Annotated in this window: 17 protein-coding genes and 1 pseudogene; 3 read left to right on the forward strand and 15 right to left on the reverse strand. The window is 45.9% G+C overall.

Annotation, left to right across the window (positions count from 1 at the left end; all coding sequences use genetic code 11):
* From CBX98_RS18455 to CBX98_RS18530, 15 genes and pseudogenes are all read right to left on the reverse strand, one after another.
* A pseudogene (locus CBX98_RS18455) lies at positions 1 to 271 on the reverse strand (flagellin); the annotation flags it as partial.
* Positions 272 to 777: 506 nt separating this feature from the next.
* Positions 778 to 1,932, reverse strand: coding sequence for a flagellin (locus CBX98_RS18465; RefSeq protein ID WP_006743025.1), 1,155 nt, complete (start codon positions 1,930 to 1,932; stop codon positions 778 to 780).
* Between the two features lie 423 nt (positions 1,933 to 2,355).
* Positions 2,356 to 3,549 (reverse strand): flagellar hook-associated protein FlgL, encoded by a 1,194-nt coding sequence (gene flgL, locus CBX98_RS18470; RefSeq protein ID WP_109169976.1) that lies wholly within the window; start codon positions 3,547 to 3,549, stop codon positions 2,356 to 2,358.
* Between the two features lie 13 nt (positions 3,550 to 3,562).
* Positions 3,563 to 5,503 carry a flagellar hook-associated protein FlgK gene (gene flgK / locus CBX98_RS18475; protein WP_109169977.1) on the reverse strand — a complete coding sequence of 647 codons (1,941 nt, stop codon included), beginning with the start codon at positions 5,501 to 5,503 and terminating at the stop codon, positions 3,563 to 3,565.
* 159 nt (positions 5,504 to 5,662) lie between these two features.
* Entirely contained in the window at positions 5,663 to 6,589 is a 927-nt protein-coding gene (gene flgJ, locus CBX98_RS18480; protein WP_109169978.1) for a flagellar assembly peptidoglycan hydrolase FlgJ, read from the reverse strand.
* 16 nt (positions 6,590 to 6,605) lie between these two features.
* Entirely contained in the window at positions 6,606 to 7,697 is a 1,092-nt protein-coding gene (locus CBX98_RS18485) for a flagellar basal body P-ring protein FlgI (RefSeq protein WP_006743028.1), read from the reverse strand.
* Between the two features lie 43 nt (positions 7,698 to 7,740).
* Positions 7,741 to 8,520, reverse strand: coding sequence for a flagellar basal body L-ring protein FlgH (flgH, locus tag CBX98_RS18490; RefSeq protein WP_006743029.1), 780 nt, complete (start codon positions 8,518 to 8,520; stop codon positions 7,741 to 7,743).
* Positions 8,521 to 8,550: 30 nt separating this feature from the next.
* Positions 8,551 to 9,339: a flagellar basal-body rod protein FlgG gene (flgG, locus tag CBX98_RS18495; RefSeq protein WP_005382032.1), complete on the reverse strand. Its 789-nt coding sequence runs from the start codon at positions 9,337 to 9,339 to the stop codon at positions 8,551 to 8,553.
* A gap of 18 nt (positions 9,340 to 9,357) precedes the next feature.
* Positions 9,358 to 10,107 carry a flagellar basal-body rod protein FlgF gene (gene flgF, locus CBX98_RS18500; RefSeq protein WP_005382031.1) on the reverse strand — a complete coding sequence of 250 codons (750 nt, stop codon included), beginning with the start codon at positions 10,105 to 10,107 and terminating at the stop codon, positions 9,358 to 9,360.
* A 288-nt stretch (positions 10,108 to 10,395) separates the two neighbouring features.
* Positions 10,396 to 11,709 (reverse strand): flagellar hook protein FlgE, encoded by a 1,314-nt coding sequence (gene flgE / locus CBX98_RS18505; RefSeq protein ID WP_005393123.1) that lies wholly within the window; start codon positions 11,707 to 11,709, stop codon positions 10,396 to 10,398.
* A gap of 30 nt (positions 11,710 to 11,739) precedes the next feature.
* Entirely contained in the window at positions 11,740 to 12,450 is a 711-nt protein-coding gene (gene flgD, locus CBX98_RS18510) for a flagellar hook assembly protein FlgD (RefSeq protein WP_005393125.1), read from the reverse strand.
* 17 nt (positions 12,451 to 12,467) lie between these two features.
* Positions 12,468 to 12,881, reverse strand: coding sequence for a flagellar basal body rod protein FlgC (gene flgC, locus CBX98_RS18515; protein ID WP_005393132.1), 414 nt, complete (start codon positions 12,879 to 12,881; stop codon positions 12,468 to 12,470).
* 5 nt (positions 12,882 to 12,886) lie between these two features.
* Positions 12,887 to 13,282, reverse strand: coding sequence for a flagellar basal body rod protein FlgB (gene flgB / locus CBX98_RS18520; RefSeq protein ID WP_005382026.1), 396 nt, complete (start codon positions 13,280 to 13,282; stop codon positions 12,887 to 12,889).
* Between the two features lie 306 nt (positions 13,283 to 13,588).
* Positions 13,589 to 14,416 carry a protein-glutamate O-methyltransferase gene (locus CBX98_RS18525; protein WP_005393137.1) on the reverse strand — a complete coding sequence of 276 codons (828 nt, stop codon included), beginning with the start codon at positions 14,414 to 14,416 and terminating at the stop codon, positions 13,589 to 13,591.
* An 11-nt stretch (positions 14,417 to 14,427) separates the two neighbouring features.
* Positions 14,428 to 15,354: a chemotaxis protein CheV gene (locus CBX98_RS18530; protein WP_005382022.1), complete on the reverse strand. Its 927-nt coding sequence runs from the start codon at positions 15,352 to 15,354 to the stop codon at positions 14,428 to 14,430.
* Positions 15,355 to 15,430: 76 nt separating this feature from the next.
* On the opposite strand from CBX98_RS18530, the gene flgA reads away from it, so the two are divergent.
* From flgA to flgN, 3 genes are all read left to right on the forward strand, one after another.
* A complete protein-coding gene (gene flgA / locus CBX98_RS18535; protein ID WP_085342935.1) occupies positions 15,431 to 16,177 on the forward strand; it encodes a flagellar basal body P-ring formation chaperone FlgA in 747 nt (248 codons plus the stop codon).
* A 116-nt stretch (positions 16,178 to 16,293) separates the two neighbouring features.
* Entirely contained in the window at positions 16,294 to 16,608 is a 315-nt protein-coding gene (flgM, locus tag CBX98_RS18540; protein ID WP_005382018.1) for a flagellar biosynthesis anti-sigma factor FlgM, read from the forward strand.
* Positions 16,609 to 16,635: 27 nt separating this feature from the next.
* Positions 16,636 to 17,061 carry a flagellar export chaperone FlgN gene (gene flgN, locus CBX98_RS18545; protein ID WP_046874280.1) on the forward strand — a complete coding sequence of 142 codons (426 nt, stop codon included), beginning with the start codon at positions 16,636 to 16,638 and terminating at the stop codon, positions 17,059 to 17,061.

Below are 17,061 nucleotides of genomic sequence, written 5' to 3' on the forward strand. Positions count from 1 at the left end.
GTTGAAGAATGTTAGTGGTCTCGTTCATTGCACCTTCAGCGGTTTGTGCAATTGAGATACCGTCGTTCGCGTTGCGAACCGCCACATCCAAACCACGGCTTTGTACGTTCAAACGGTTCGAAATTTGTAGACCCGCAGCGTCATCTTTTGCGCTGTTGATTTTGAAACCCGAAGACAAACGCTCCATAGAAGTTTGTTGAGCTGAGTTTGCGTTGTTTAGGTAACGCTGAGCGGTCATTGCTGATACGTTAGTGTTTACATTCACTGCCATGGTGATTTCTCCAATTGATTTTCCGGTATAGCGGTTTCCGACGTCTCGGAAAACCAAGTAGTTCTCTCAAAGTTACCCCTATTAACGACACCAAATTCAGAAGCTTTAGAAAAAAATTTAAAAAAATAACATTGCGAGATTTAGCTAATAAAATTGAAGAAAAGTAAGAAAAAGTGCTCAAGTTTCCACAAATCGAGCCGAGAGGGCCAAATTGTATAGAAAACCAGCAAAAGGAAACAATTAAAGGTAAGTTCGCAGACGATAGACGTGAGAATTAGAAAAGAAAAAGCCCCTTTTCCTTTGAGAGAACTGGGGCTAGGTTGGTCGCCAGAGCCTATGTGGAGATCAAGAGAAATGAACACATTTCCGGCATACCGAGTGCAACTTTACATTGAAAATGATTGGCAGGTGAGAGATGAGAGAGCCGCTCATTCTATTATAAAGTTGCTTGCCAAAAGCCTGCATTCCCATCCACGTCTGAATGTATTGAGTACAGGCTAAGTAAACTACTGCAATAGTGACATTGCAGAGTTTGGCAACTGTTTCGCTTGAGCAAGAATCGATGTACCTGCTTGTTGCAAAATTTGTGCTTTGGTCATTTGCGTGGTTTCTTTCGCAAAGTCCGTGTCTTTAATTCGGCTGTTCGACGCGTCAACGTTTTCTTGGATGTTAGCCAAGTTGTTGATGCTGTGACTCAGACGGTTTTGCTTCGCACCCAGATCCGCACGTTGTGAATCCACGTATTTCAGTGCCGAATCCAGCACAGAGATAGCGTTTTGAGAACCTTGTACGGTTGTCATATCAATATCTTGTACTGATGTTCTAAGAGGTTCATCGCTCAAACCAAGCTCAGACGCCAATCCACCCGAAATTGAAATTTCACCCTGAACGTTTGGATGTGCAACAAAAACTTGTAACTTGCCATCTTCACTTACAGACGCGTTGATCATATCAGACTGACCATTAATGTACGTTGCAAGCTCTTCGATGTCGTCACCTGCTTTTGCATTAATGTTGATTTCTAGATCATCGACATTGCCGTCTTCGTCTTCACCCATACCTGGCAAAGTGATTTTTAGATCCGATTTAGCTGGGTCAACGCCCCAATCTTTATCTTTACCGTTTTCCGATAAGAAGGTCACACCGCCCATGCGAGTATCGTCCGCACGAATGCTGGTTAGCCCCATAATCATTGCTTCACCTGAGCTCGCACCAATCTGGAATGCCGCTTCACCGAATGAGCCGTTCAATAGACGACGGCCACCGAATGACGTGGTTTCTGCGATACGGTTTAGCTCGTCAATCAATGCCATTGACTCTTCGTTGATCGCCTGACGCTCAGCCGGAGAGTTAGTACCGTTCGATGATTGAATAGCAAGGTCACGCATACGTTGCATGACAGATGTTGCCTCATTCATAGCACCTTCAGCGGTTTGTGCAATCGAGATACCATCGTTCGCGTTACGCATTGCGACATCTAGACCACGAGACTGTGCGGTTAAGCGGTTAGAGATCTGGAGACCTGCCGCATCATCTTTTGCACTGTTAATCTTATGTCCTGAAGATAAGCGCTCCATCGACGTGTTTAATTCGTCAGTCGCTTTGTTTAGGTAACGCTGCGCGGTCATCGCGGAGACGTTAGTACTAACTGTTACAGCCATTTTGCTCTCCTTTTGAGTTCGCAAGCTTTTGCGAAGCGGCCAGCTTTACTCTCATTTGGATAAGCACTGACCGTAAAAATTACTTGCTAAATCTGCCTTAAACGCAGGGTTTAGAATCTCGAAATCTGTTCTAATATTTTCAATACAATTTGTGTGCCAACTTACAAAATTTATTTCACTACTTTTAAAAGAATTAAATAAACAATAAGTTAGCGTTAGCACCAAACCATTTCAGGATAATGAGGCTCATCTTGTCTCATGTATATTGACCGCTACTCTGTTGCCGCCCGACTTGCCTCTCGCGTCATTGCCGCTTTGGGTAAAATCGTGCCGCATAGCATGACTCTCAATTTACGTCGATTTATCGCACTTAAGGCTTTGCACATAAGGCATCAAAAATCAGACAGTGTGTCTTAAGTCAGACTAAATATAGTTAAACAGAGTTAGATCTTTGGTCTTACCGAATGCTTGTTGCGATGCCTGTAACGCTCGCGAGTTTTCACTGAACTCGATCACGGCTTTAGAGTAATCCAAATCCTCAAAGTTGCTCTTCGCTTTCGCCAGAGACAAATTAAAGTCTTCGTGGTTTTGCTCTTGGATATCGAGCGTGCTCAATCGAGCGCCAGCATCAGTACGCGCTTTATTCAAATGGATAAAAGCAGCGTGAAATTCTTCTGTCATTTGGTGCAATTTGGCGGTCGCCGACGTATCCGACACCGATTTATCTGACCACGCCATTGCATCCTTGAAGGTATCGAAAATGCTGAACTCTGCCCGCTTTTCAATCTCGATGCTGTCGCCAGGCGTAATTTGACCTTTTACGTGCACTGTCAGGCCTTTGTACTCAATGCCTTTTTCTGGAGAAAACTCATCGGCATCCACGACTTTACCGTTACGCTCTAGTTGGTAACCAAATTTGCCGTTGTTCATATCGACAAATGTCACGCGATACGCCGCATCATCCTTCGTATCAACGTTAGTGGCTCTGTTTAATAGCAACTCAGAACCGTTTTGTAGATCGTAATTCGGCTGATAATCACCAAATGGGTTTGGTATCTCCATAAACAGCTTGCTGCCAGGATCGTTCATTGGCATCTCAAGCATGCTGGAGACTTTCATTTTGCGCTGGTAATCGTCTCCAGCGTACTGAACACTACCGTCTTTATCGCGATAGAATGGTTGGCTTTTTGGCTTAGTGCCAGCAAACACGTAGTTACCAGATTCATCTTGCGAATTCACTAAGTTAAGGAAGTTGTTCGCAATCTCTTCTAGCTCACGCTTCTTTGCTTGTCGGTCTTCCGCAGAAAACGCACCGTTAATCATCTCCATCGTTAAGCGCTTCGACTCGTCGGCAAAATTCTCTGCATTGGCGATATTAACTTCGTGGTTTTCTAGACGATTACGCACCAACACTATTGAGCTAAGGTATTGTTGTAGCTGTTCTTGTTGCTGACTAATATTTTGAATGTAATGCGACGCAAGGGGATCGTCGCTAGGTTTCAGTAACTTTTTCCCTGAAGCAAGTTGCTCTTGGTTATGGTGAACCTTATTCTCTTGACGACGCAAATCATTTTGTACGGACTGATAGTTATGGAAACTAGAAATTCGGGTTAGCACTTATCTCTTCTCCTTACCTCAGTTGTAAAATGGTATTGAAGGTATCATTCGCCGCTTGCATCACACGTGATGAAGCCATGTACGCTTGTTGAAACTTCATCATGTTGGCCGCTTCTTCATCGAGGTTAACGCCAGAGATAGAAGCAACGCGCTCTTGTGCCGCTTCATGCTCTAAGCGAGCGACAGAAGCTAATCGGTTTGCTGTAGAAGATTTCAATCCGACTTCGGTATTGAGGTTGTGATAAACATCAATCAAAGTACTGGATTTTCCATCCATCATCTTGTCTGTTTGGATCTTCTGCATTTTTCTCAAGTTGCCGTTACCACCTTCAGAAGGCACCAAGTTTGCGGTGAATTTATCATTCATCAGCGCGCCTTCGCTCAGCTCAAATACAGTCGCATCGCCATTTTTATACAGCGGATGACTTTTCGGCACTGAGATTTCAATCATCGGGTTGTCTTTGTCTAGCGGGTATGAGTATTTGTCCGATAGCAAATTGCCTTTGTTGTCCGTGATCTTTAACCATGGCTTATCATGTTTCTCGTCGGCTGGTTGTACGGTGACCTCAAACTCTTTAACATCCCCCGCCTCACGAATTTTGAACTTGGCGTTACCTTGAGCAAAAGTGGTTGAAGCTTCATAACTTTGCGCGGCAATGGCTTTTGCATCATTGGTTTCCATCTTGATGATGGCTGCGCCACTTCGTGTTGGGCGCAATAATACGCGCTCACCAGCGGCAAGACCTTCACCGATTTGCACTTTCATACCATCCAGAACAAACGAAGAATCCGATTGATCAATGTTCAACGACATTTGCTCACCTTTCGGTGTTGTCACGCTATACTGGTCGCCATCATAACGTAGCGAATATTCACCACCTTTGATCGCTGAGATATCATCAATGTAAACCGCAACATCAGCTTGAGAGTCAGGCGCAGCAAAAACTCGAGATTTTGCCACCAGCTCAGAGTTCACGTCGGTAAATACGTCTTTACCTATCTTGCCGTTGAGATCCAGACCTTGAGATTGCAGCTGATTAATTTTGTAGGAGAAACCCGTCGCTAAACGGCCCATTTCATCCTGAAGTTGCGGAATGTGTTTGTCGCGCATTTCAAGCAAAGCGCCGATTTTGCCATCCATATCATCAGACTTGATCGCTTTAATGCCATTCCCTTCCACCATTGCTAATCGTCTTTGATGAACATCCGGATAGCCATCGATCATTTTGAGCTGGCTTGCTTCCGTGCCAGAAACAAGTGTGTGTCCATTGCCGATGTGAACATTAAACCCTTCGGCATTTTTGCGTGGGGTTACGGTAACTTTGGTGTACTCAGATAACTCAGTAACCAGCTTTTCATGCTGGTCCATCAAATCATTATGTGGACCGGGTGTGCGCATCATTAACCGATGCACATCGCGGATTTCCAACGCAAGTTGGTTCACGCGTTCAATGCCCATATCCAATTTTTTATTGGTCACATCAGATTGCAATCGCACGGTTTCATGGAAGTCATTTAATGTATCAGAGAAGATTTTCGCCTTTTCCAATACCACTTTCCGTGCCCCCAAATCGTTCGGGGTATCTGCCATGGTTTTGACCGCATCGAACCACTCGTTCAAGTTCTCTGGGATTTTCTTCGATGCAACTGAGCTCAACATGCTAGAGAGCATATCAAGATTGTCTTGGGTATCCGTTTTGTTGGCATTGTTGGTTGACGACAAGTTCAGTTCATTCACGGCAAACTGATCCCACGAGCGGCGAACATTTTCCACATGCACACCCATGCCGTAGGTAGAACCACCAAACATGCGCGGATCATTCGTACCTTGGATAACAGACTGGCGGCTATAACCCTCTGTATTAACATTAGAAATGTTATGACCAGTGGTGTTTAATTGTCTCTGAGCAGTAAGCACACTTTGAGTACCTACATTCAGAAGATCTGACGCCATACATGCCCCCAAAAACGAAATAAAATCGGCAAAACCGATCACCTAGACACATCAAAGCAAAAGGTGTGCCAAATAAAATAGAGGTGTGAATGTTCAGAAAAAGTAAAGGCTTGCACAGTGGCAAGCCTTCGAAAACAACATGAACTGGCGAAGAGTAAATTACATACTTTCGATTTTCTGCTTCACCTGCAGGACTTTGTCTGCGTAATTCGGATCAGTCGCGTAACCCGCGCTGTGGATGCCGCGAATGAAGGACTCTGAATTCCCTCGCTGTTGCAATGCCATCTCGTAACGTGGGTTGTCATTTAAAAAGCGCACAAAGTCATTAAAGCTGTCTTCGTAATTTGAGTAGGCGCGAAACGCTGCCGTCTCTTTCACTGGCGTGTTATCGTGGAACTCTAGAGTTTGAGTCGTCACTTTGTCCCCCCGCCAGCTTCGATCTGCTTTGATGTTAAATAAGTTGTTGCTGCTGCCACGCGCGTTCTTCACGACCTTTTGTCCCCACCCCGTTTCCAAAGCCGCTTGAGCAAGTAGCAGAGATGGCTCGACACCTAGGGCTTTAGCGGCTTTCTCCGCGTATGGCTTCATCGAGTTAACAAAAGATTCTGGCGAATCGAATCGAGTTGGTTCATTGCTTGGTCGAGATAGCTGACCAGATTCAATCAAGCGCTGTTCAATCTCACGCGCTTTTTTCGGGTCAACACGACGATATTCCACGGCATTATTTGCCGCATCACGCATTGCCGTTTCACTCTTGTCGTTACCTTGTCCAGCCGTTAATTGCTTAACAATCATATCGGCCAAGCCCATTGAACCAGACGAACTGAGCTCACTCGCCATCTGCTCATCGAGCATTTGTCGATAGAACTTCTCGTTCTGGCTGTTCATCATGTTGGACTCAAAGCCCTCATTGGCTTCTCGCATGGATTTCAACATCATGGAGGTGAAAATAGATTCGAACTGACGAGCTGCTGCACGCAGTGCTTCTTGCTCGCCATCTTTACCTTCCTTCACTGCTTTTTGACGCAAGGTATCCAGCGAACTGATGTCATGAATAAAACCAATGTCGTTAGGATTGTTCATTATACCTACCTCCTAACCATTAAATGATGATCAACTGGCCTTCAATGGCACCAGCTTGTTTCAATGCTTGCAAGATAGCCATCAAATCCGACGGCGCTGCGCCGACTTGGTTAACGGCACGGACCAAATCATCCAACGTTAAGCCTGGCTCAAACTTAAACATCTTGCCCTGCTCTTCGCTGACTTCGATATCCGAGTCTGGCACGACAACGGTTTGCCCACCAGAAAAGCCGTTCGGTTGGCTAACATTCAGGTTTTCTTTGATCGCAACCGTCATGCCACCATGCGTTACCGCAGCAGGTTTAAGGCGAACATGTTTACCAACTACGATGGTACCCGTGCGAGAGTTAACGATGATTTTGGCTGCGCCATCTGCTGGGTCGAACTCTAGGTTTTCAATTGCCGATAAGAACGCCACACGCTGGCTGACATCACGAGGGGCACGTACACGTACCGACGTCGCGTCTACTGCACTCGCCATTTGTGGGCCAAGGAAGTTGTTTACCGCATCCGCCATACGTTGAGCCGTTGTGAAGTCTGACTCAAGCAAGTTGAACGTGATGTAATCACCACGACCAAATGGATTTGGAATTTCTCGCTCTACTGTCGCACCACTAGAGATAAGACCAACGGTTGGATTGTTACCTACGATTTTTGAACCGTCAGCACCTTCAGCGCTGAAGCCGCTCACCACTAAGTTACCTTGAGCAACCGCGTAAACTTGACCATCGAGACCTTTTAGGAACGTTTGCAGTAGCGTACCACCACGCAAACTTTTGGCACTTCCGATGGAAGAGACTGTCACGTCTACTTGCTGACCTGGTTTAGAGAAAGGCGGCAACTCTGCCGTTACCATGACTGCAGCAACGTTTTTAATTTTTGGCTTTGTGCCCGGCGGCATCTGAATGCCGAAGTTTTGCAGCATAGCGGCGAAACTTTGCTCCGTAAACGGGTTCGCTTCGCCTGTGCCAGGTAAGCCTGAAACCAAACCATAACCCACGAGTTGGTTGCTTCGTACACCTGCCACTTGCGCGACGTCTTTGATACGTGCAGCTTGGGCAGCGGTAGAAAACAGAGCAACGCTCATCAGTATTAAAAGGAGTTTTTTCATGCTTACTTATCTCTTGCAGTCAAATTGCCGTCAGCACGGCGTGTTATAGCGCTACATTAAAGAATCGTGCCAAGAAACCCGGCTCTTGCATATCTTGTTGTACACCGGTGCCAGAGTACTGAATTCTTGCGTTAGAAACGCGGTTTGATGCAATAGTATTGTCGAAACTAATGTCATCCGGACGAATAGTGCCGCTTAAACGTATGTACTCATCACCCGTATTAAGCGTCATCCATTTTTCTCCACGGATAACGAGGTTGCCATTTGCCAAAACTTCAATCACCTCAACAGTAATGTAACCACTGATGCTGTTGCTCTGCTTTGCAGAAGAGTCACCTGCAAATGAGTTGGAGTTGTTTAAGTCATAAGAGAAATTATATTTTCCGCCAATTTGCAGCTCTTCTCCGCCCACTTGAAGCGGGTCCATTTGTGCTTCATTGGTTTTCGATAAATCGGCATTGGCGCTTTTCGTCGCACTGGTTGTCTCATCCAGAGTTACGGTAATAATGTCGCCAATACCACGTGGCTTGGAATCGTCGTAAAGATCGGTAATGTGCTCGGCGCTAAACAGTGAACCTGTTGCAGCAGCATAATGCTCAGGTTTCTTTTTCGGATGAATAGGAGCCCATGCAGGATCACCCGCAACCGGATCGCTTCTGCCACGCAGTGTATCCACGATACCGCTGCTCTCTTCTTTCGATTTATCGCCTTCTACCGCGTCAACCACCGTCGTTGCTTGTGTCACTTCATCCGTTTCAATCGGCTCTAACATGGCACAACCCGACATCGTGGCAATCAAAGCAAGTAGACAAATACGTTTCATCGTGAGCTCCTCAATTCTTGCTCTTAACCGTTATAACTGCTGGTTAACGAAGCTCATCATCTTATCGACTGACGAGATCACTTTTGAGTTCATTTCGTAAACACGCTGGGCTTCGATCATGTTGACCAACTCTTCCGTTACATTCACGTTAGACGCTTCCAGCATGGATTGACGGATTTCACCCAAACCGTCCAAACCAGGAACACCTTCTTGTGGATCGCCACTGGCACCCGTTGGTAAGTAAAGGTTCTGGCCAATTGGCTCTAGGCCACCTGGGTTAACAAAGTCTGTAATGGTTAGCTGACCAACGACTTGGTTGTCTTGCTGACCACGGACGCGAACCGATACTTCACCATCCGTACCGACAGTGATAGAAATCGCATCTTCTGGAATCACAATTTCAGGTTCTACAGGGTAGCCAGAACCCGACGTGACTAACGTGCCTTCACCATTTAACGTGAATTGACCGTTACGGGTGTAACCGATGTTGCCATCCGGCAACGTCACTTGGAAGAAGCCGTCGCCTTCAACCATCATGTCTAGTGCGTTGGTCGTTGTCTGAGCATTACCATGCGTGTGCACTTTTTGCGTTGCAACCACTTTAGAACCCGCACCTAGCATCAAGCCACTCGGAAGCTCAGTGTTCTGAGATGATTGGCCGCCAGGCTGGTTGATGTTCTGATAGAACAAATCTTCGAATACCGCACGGCTCTTTTTGTAGCCCACAGTAGAGGCGTTCGCCAAGTTATTCGAAATCGTGGCAATGTTGGTTTGTTGGGCGTCTAGACCTGTTTTACTTACCCATAGTGCTGGATGCATAGTGAACCTCTAACTCTGTTAACTCATACGAAGCAGTGAATCTGAAGATTTATCCATCTCTTCAGCAGTGCTCATCATCTTGACTTGCATTTCAAACTGACGCTGTAAGTCAATCAATGCGGTCATTTCACCTACGGCATTCACGTTACTGCCTTCAATCGCTCCTGTCTGGAGGCTAACAGTCGCGTCTGCTTCGTAAGGTTGGTTTGGAGTTTTATGGCGAAATAAGCCATTGGTGTCTTTAAATAAGCTTTGATCATTAGGCTTAACAAGCTTGATGCGATCAACCGCTTGGAATTCTTCTGCCGGGGCACCTTGAGGAAGCACAGAGATGGTGCCATCTCGACCGATTTCAATTTTGGAGAGAGGAATAGGCAAAGTAATCGGCGCATCATTTTCACCTAGCACTAAATGGCCACTTGCGTTAGTAAGCATGCCATTTTGATCGACTTTTAGGTTACCGTTACGGGTCAACCCTTCTTTACCCGTGTGATCGAGTACCGAAATCCAGCCGCTGCCTTCAATCGTCACATCCAGATCACGCCCTGTTGTAATCACGCTACCTTGAGCAAAGTTATGCCCTGGACGCTCTGTCATGCTGAACACACGTGAAGGATGGCCTTCACCATAAGCCTGCATTGAGCGAGCCTGTGCTAAATCCGCACGAAACCCTGTCGTGCTTACGTTAGCCAAGTTATTAGCACGCAATTGTAGTGCCTGCATATTTTGCTTGGCCCCACTCATTGCGAGAAACAGTGCGCGATCCATAAATTACTCCAAAAACTTCTCTGTATACGGAGTAAAAGCAATAGTTATGCCAACATAAAATTAGCTTATTTATCAAACATTTAAATAAGAAACAAAAGATTAAGAGGGGTTTCAGTGGCAGAAAACTGCAACAAGGGCAAGGTTTTGATCCACATGGCGGCAACGGCGGCAAATCAGAGATCAAAGCATGCTTAACCTGAACTGAGGTATTTTCAGGCTAAGCATCAGATGAATGTCATGATGTTATCAAGCCGAGCGGCGAAAGCGCGCCTAACTTGATGATGCAGATTATCGGATCTGCAGGATATTTTGTTGTAGCTGGTTGTGCACTTCTAGCGAACGTGAGTTTGCTTGGAAGTTACGCTGAGCAGAAATCAGGTCAACCAGCTCCTGCGTCATATCAATGTTTGACTGTTCCAGCATACCGTTGTTGATGGTGCCAAAAGAGCCTTTGTTAGATTCACCCCAAATCTTGTCACCAGAGAACTGAGTTGAATCCCATTGCGTACCGCCCTTCTTATCCAGACCTTGCTCGTTTGGAACACGTACTAGCGCGACACGACCCAATGTGACGTTTTCGCCGTTTGAGTAAGTCCCCATTACGCTGCCGTTTTCATCGAAGTCAACTTTGGTTAGGAAGCCCGTTGTTGCACCGTCTTCATCGAACTTGGTCAGTTCGAACGGAGCAGCAAACTGTGTTGCCGAGCCTAAACCAAAGTTAAGCGTCTGCGCAGGATCGGCACCATTCATATCGACTGGTGTCGTGTTCGTCGCCGGATCGCCCAGTGCCACAGACGTAATTGGCTGACCATTGTTCAAGCTCGCCAACGTACCATCGTTGTTGAACTTCATGGTATGACCCACATGGCCTGTTGGCGTTTGTGCATCACCTGCCGCAACATTTAAAGGCTTTTCACCTTCTTTATCTGTCACGGTGTAGTAAGTGTTCCACGTGTTTGGCTGAGTCTGATCTTTCAAGTAGTACGTCGTTAGCTTGTAAGACTGACCCATCGAGTCATAAATAGTCGAAGAGGTTGAACGGTTGTATGTATCTGGGTCTGAAAAATCAAACTGAGTTGGATCTTTCAAATCGCCGTTAGCTGGCAAGTTCACGCCCACTTCAATGTTTGCTGTTTGCTTTGGCTTACCAAATTCAGCAGGAATATTGATAGGTTGTGGCTCGTATGAAGAAACCTCACCAGAGCTTGGATCCACTTGGTAACCTAATAAGAACTCATCGTTCGCGGTCACCATGTAGTTTTCTTTATTTAAATGGAATGCACCATTACGTGTCAGTTCATTCTGTTGTGGAGTCAGACGCTCCTTCGCCACGGCGAAGAAACCTGTACCCGAAACACGCAGATCCATTGGGTTGTTGGTGTAAATGCTTGAGCCTTCATGGAACTGCTGCGCCACTTGGCTTGCTTGCGCACCACCACCCGGAGTGGTTTTTGCGTTAGTAAATAAAGAGTTAGAGTAAACATCAGCAAACTCAGCACGGGACTCTTTAAAGCCGTACGTGTTGGCGTTCGCAATGTTGTTACTGGTGGTGTTCAAATCCAGTTGGGCGGCGGACAAACCGCTTAAAGATACATATGACATTCCAAAATCTCCTAATCTAGCGAGCTATGACTACGCTTTGCCGACTTCCAATACTTCTGCAAGTCGAACTGGCGATTCAAAACCAGCCAGATTGAGTAATACGTTTCCGTCACCTTTGCCGAGCAATACGCTGTTTACGTTGGCGTATGTCGATACTGGGAACTCTTGCGACTCCCCTTCAACTAAGCCAGACGCTTTCACTTTGTATTTGCCAGCAGGCAGTGGATTTCCGCTTTCATCTTTACCGTCCCAAAGCACACGCGTGTCGCCGGCTGGTTTCGCCCCTACCTCAAAAGTACGAACCAGTTGGCCAGCTTCATCCTCTACACGAACAAACAGATTATCGATAGATTGTGAAAGCTTAACCATTGCCGCCATTGGCGCGTCGTCCTGCTTCACACCTGCCGCTCCTGGGACCAATACGTCACGCCCTACCAAAGAGGAAGCTTGTAACGCTTGGTTTGATGTCATTGACGAGTTCAAACTCTCAAACTGAGTATTCATCTTGCCGATGCCATCAACGGTCGCAAATGAAGCCATTTGCGCAATCATCTGGTCATTACTTACCGGCTTAAAAGGGTCCTGTTGAGACAATTGCTTCGTGAGCAATGATAAGAAGTCTTCCTGTTTTAGGTCCTGCTTACCCGTGCTCTCTTCCGTCTTCTTGTTACTCTCTTGTAGACTTTTAAGCTGGTCGATATAGGACAAGCCGCTTTGACCAACGTTGTTAATTCCGGCCATACGCTACCTCCTTATCCTTATTGACCCATCTGCAGCGTACGCAGCAGCATTTGTTTACTAGAATCCGCTACTTGCACATTGGTTTGGTATGCGCGAGAAGCTGAAATCATGTTCGCCATTTCTTCCATTACATTCACGTTCGGCTTGTAGATGTAGCCTTCTTCGTTTGCAAGGGGATGGTCTGGGTTGTACTCCGCACTCAGCGGTTTATCGCTTTCTACAATGCCCATCACTTTCACTGGCACCGTATCACCGCCACGCATGGCGTTACTTAACTCAGCTCCAAACACAGCATGGCGCGCTTTATAAGTGTCTTTCGCAGAGCTGCTGACACTGTCGGCGTTCGCCAAGTTGCTTGAGGTAGTGTTCAGACGAACGGATTCAGCGCTCATTGCGGAACCTGTCACATTGAAAACGTTAAATAAGCTCATCTAAATTATTCCCCTTTGATTGCTTTGGTTAAGTTCTTGAATTTGCTGCCTAGAAAATCGAGTGATGCTTGGTGTCTGATTTGGTTTTGCATAAACAAGTTACGCTCTAAATCCAAGTCTACCGTGTTGCCATCACCCGTATCAGGCTGCGTAGGAAGACGATATAGCTTGTCCCCGACCAACGTTGTAGTGGCAGGAATATGCCGACCATCCGTACGACTAAGACCAATGCTTGCCCCAGATGTTGCCGCTTGCAATTCCTTCGCAAAGTCTAAACCTCTTGCTTTGTAACCAGGCGTGTTGGCTTGTGCAATGTTGGTGGAAATCACCTCAGCATTGCGCTCACGTACGCCCACCGTGTGCTGGTGGATGCCTAGTGCATTGTCAAAAGATATAGCCATGTTTGCCTCTACAATTAAGAACTGACCGTGATTGATAACCAAAAAGCAACTATCATGCCAAAAATATAAAGCGCTCTATCTACTTAATAGCTATCACCCATTGGAATAGCAATAAGTGAGCCAAAGTGACTGGAATGTCATGTCGTTTCACTTTGTTCACTTAATAAAGATACACCGTGATGAGGGAACAAAGCAAAATCGCGCTTCAATTTAGCAAGTGAAAACGTGGAAACACTCGAAGGCAGGAAACCAGCAAACAAAAAAGCCTGACACGAGGTCAGGCTTTTTATCAATGAAGAGATACCGCTATTTAAGCTTGTAAATGATACCCGGATTACAGCGCACCATTTCAAATTTATCAGTCAGACCAGTTAGCGACTCTGATGCCCCTAACAGCAGATAACCACCTGGGTTTAAGCTGCTCGCCATTTGGTTAAGCACTTTTGATTTCATTTCCGGTGAGAAGTAAATCAGCACGTTGCGACAAAAAATAATGTCGAACTTACCCATCAGTGCATAACTATCCATCAAGTTTTGTGGACGAAAGTTCACCAAACGTTTGACGTTGTCTTTGACTTTCATACGGCCACCGTCCGCATCCTCAAAGAAGGTGCGGCGACGTTCTGGTGAAAGTCCGCGCCCTAGAGCCAAATTGTCATACACACCTGCACGACACATTTCGAGCATACTTGCTGAAATGTCTGTTGCTGTAATAGACACGTTTGGTAACAAACCCGGCTTGCGCTGTTGCGTTTCCAGAATCGTCATTGCAATAGAATACGGCTCTTGGCCCGATGAACTGGCTGCAGACCAGATCTTGATTGGGCGCTTGCTTGCCGCTACTTCTGGCAATAATTTGTCAGCTAAAACTGTGAACGGATAAGTATCTCGAAACCACAAGGTTTCGTTAGTCGTCATCGCGTCCACAGCGGCCACTCGTAATTCACGATTGCGCCCTGTAACAACATCACGTAGCAAATCTGATAACGATGCGAGCTTAAACTTCGTCACTAAAGGACTCAGTCGGCTACGCACAAGGTATTGCTTGCTATCACCTAACACGATGCCACATTGCGATTCTAGAAAACGGCTAAAGTCACGATACTCTTGATCACTGATTGTAATAGCAGTCATTAATGTCTCTTTTATTGTGTTAATGCAGATTTAACCGCGTTACCCAATTCATCTGGGTTAAATTTCGCAATGAAGGTATTGGCACCTACACGCTCAACCATAGCCTGGTTGAATACACCACTTAATGAAGAATGGAGGATAACATAAAGGTCTTTCAAATCGGCATGTCTGCGAATTTCAGCCGTTAAGGTATAGCCGTCCATTTCTGGCATTTCAATATCGGAAATAACCAACGAAATTTGATCGTAGATATTGCCTTCTTGAGCCATTTCAATCAACTTATTGTACGCTTCTTTGCCATCTTTGACAGATACGACCTCGAAACCGATTGATGTAATCGCACGCTCTACCTGTTTACGCGCGACAGTCGAGTCATCAGCAATCAATATACGGCGTACAATAGGCTTTTCTTGTTCTGCTTGCGCGATTTCTTCACCGATAGCGGAATCCATCGTTTCATCAACCGGCGCAATCTCTGCCAGGATTTTTTCAACGTCAAGGATTTCAACCAGCTCGTTGTCGATGTTCGTCACTGCGGTCAAGTAGTGCGCTTTACCCGCACCGTCTGGCGGTGGCAAAATCGCTTCCCAATGCATATTGATAATACGCTCAACCGATGATACCAAAAATGCTTGGATCGTACGGTTAAATTCTGCGATAACAACAAAACATTTATCCAGATCAGTGGTTGGGCGGCCACCAATTGCCAGGCTCAAATCAATAACGGACACGGTATGGCCGCGGATATGAGCGATACCTTTTACCAGCGGGTGTAGATTTGGCATTGAAGTCAGCTTAGGGCACTGCAGTACTTCTTTCACTTTGAATACGTTAATGCCGTAGCGCTGTCGGCCCATCAGTCGAAAGGTCAATAATTCCAATCGGTTCTGACCGACGAGTTGCGTACGCTGATTCACCGAGTCAAGAATCCCCGTCATATGCTCATCTCCATCTCAAACTTTTTGTTTTTAAATGATACTCTACCACTGGCAAGCACGATACCAGGGAGACAGTATGGCGTATTTCACTTTCACTTCGACACCATTGACTATGACAATATGTAGAGCGCTAATTACAAAGTACGCTAAGTCTATCGGCATTTTGCTCAGTATGTTTAGCTTTTTTGTTCATTCAGCTTCAGATAATCAGATCGAGCAAATAAAAACGGCAGCAGAACAACATATTCTTGCTACAGTTGATCAGCCTGATGGTGGCGAGCTATCTGTTAATGCGGCAGATATCGACTCGAGAATAAAAGCAACGGATTGCCCAGTGCCCCTGGATACGTCAGCTTCTTCCACCAGCAGTACTCGAAGCAACATCAATGTTCTAGTGGAATGCCCATCGGATGACTGGAAAGTCTATGTGCCTGTACGGATCTCGGTATCAGTGCCAATGATCGTCGCAACACGAACACTAGGGAGAGGAGAAATCGTCAGCGCGTCGGATGTCACCACTTCTATGATCGAGCTGCAGCGCTTTCGCAAAGATGGCTTTTCTAACTACGATCAAGTGGTTGGCGCAAAGCTAAAACGCAACGTTCGCCTAGGTGATGTTGTTGAACGTAATGATGTCTGTGTCGTTTGCCGGAATGAAAAGGTCACAATTAAAGCGGTAAATTCTGGCATGACAATCACCACGCAAGGCACAGCATTGCAAGATGGTGCGGCTGGCGATCAAGTAAGAGTGAAAAATGATAAGTCACAGCGTATAATAGAAGGCATAGTGACTGGCATTGCGGAAATCACTGTTAATTTTTAACACCCACTGGTAGCGTGTTTAAACTGATCAATAAAAATGCAAAAAATGACTAAAGTTATTTTTGCACTGGTCGATAGTCTGGATACCAGTATTACGATACAAGGCAAAGGTTAAACATGGCAGGTATAGATAATATACGTTCAGGGCAAATGATGACGACGACAAGTCGTGCACCTGCGCGTAACGATTCCAATGCTACCAGCACGACTGAATCGAAAAAAGCACCCGCACAACAAGACGCTGTATCACTCAGCCAGCAAAGCAAAGCCGTTAGCAAACTCCAAAAAGATATGGCAGCTTCTCCGGCCTATGACAGCGCCAAAGTGGCGGCAATCAAAGAAGCAATCACAAACGGTTCATACAAAGTCGATCCTGAAAAATTGGCCGACAACATGATTAAGTTTGAAAACGAATTGCAAGGCAAAAGCTAACTGACTTAGGCCGAAGGTAAGTATTTTATGGCAGCATTAGTCGATCTCGTCAATTTCCAACTAGAAAATGCTAAGGCACTTTCTGCTGTTTTGCGTCAAGAAACACAAGCGATAACTGCGCGTGTCTCTACCGAGATTGAGAGTATTGCCAAACAGAAGATGACACTCATTGATCAGCTTAGAACAACTGATCAGCGAATCGCCTCTCACCCGCACGTCAATCAACTTACTGAAGATGAGCACCTAAGTCAGGTTGTTGCTCAAATCCAATCGATCGTCCTCGACTGTCAACAAGTCAACAAAGTAAATGGTGAATCGCTTAGTCGCGCACAGCTGAGTTTCAATAAACTCAATAACATGCTTCAGCGAACTCATGGCAAAGTGGGCATGACCTACAATGCTGGTGGCAAAACCCACACTATTTCGACACTTGGCACCAATATAAAAGCCTAA

The sequence above is a fragment of the Vibrio sp. T9 genome (assembly GCF_003123985.1).
GTDB lineage: Bacteria > Pseudomonadota > Gammaproteobacteria > Enterobacterales > Vibrionaceae > Vibrio > Vibrio diabolicus.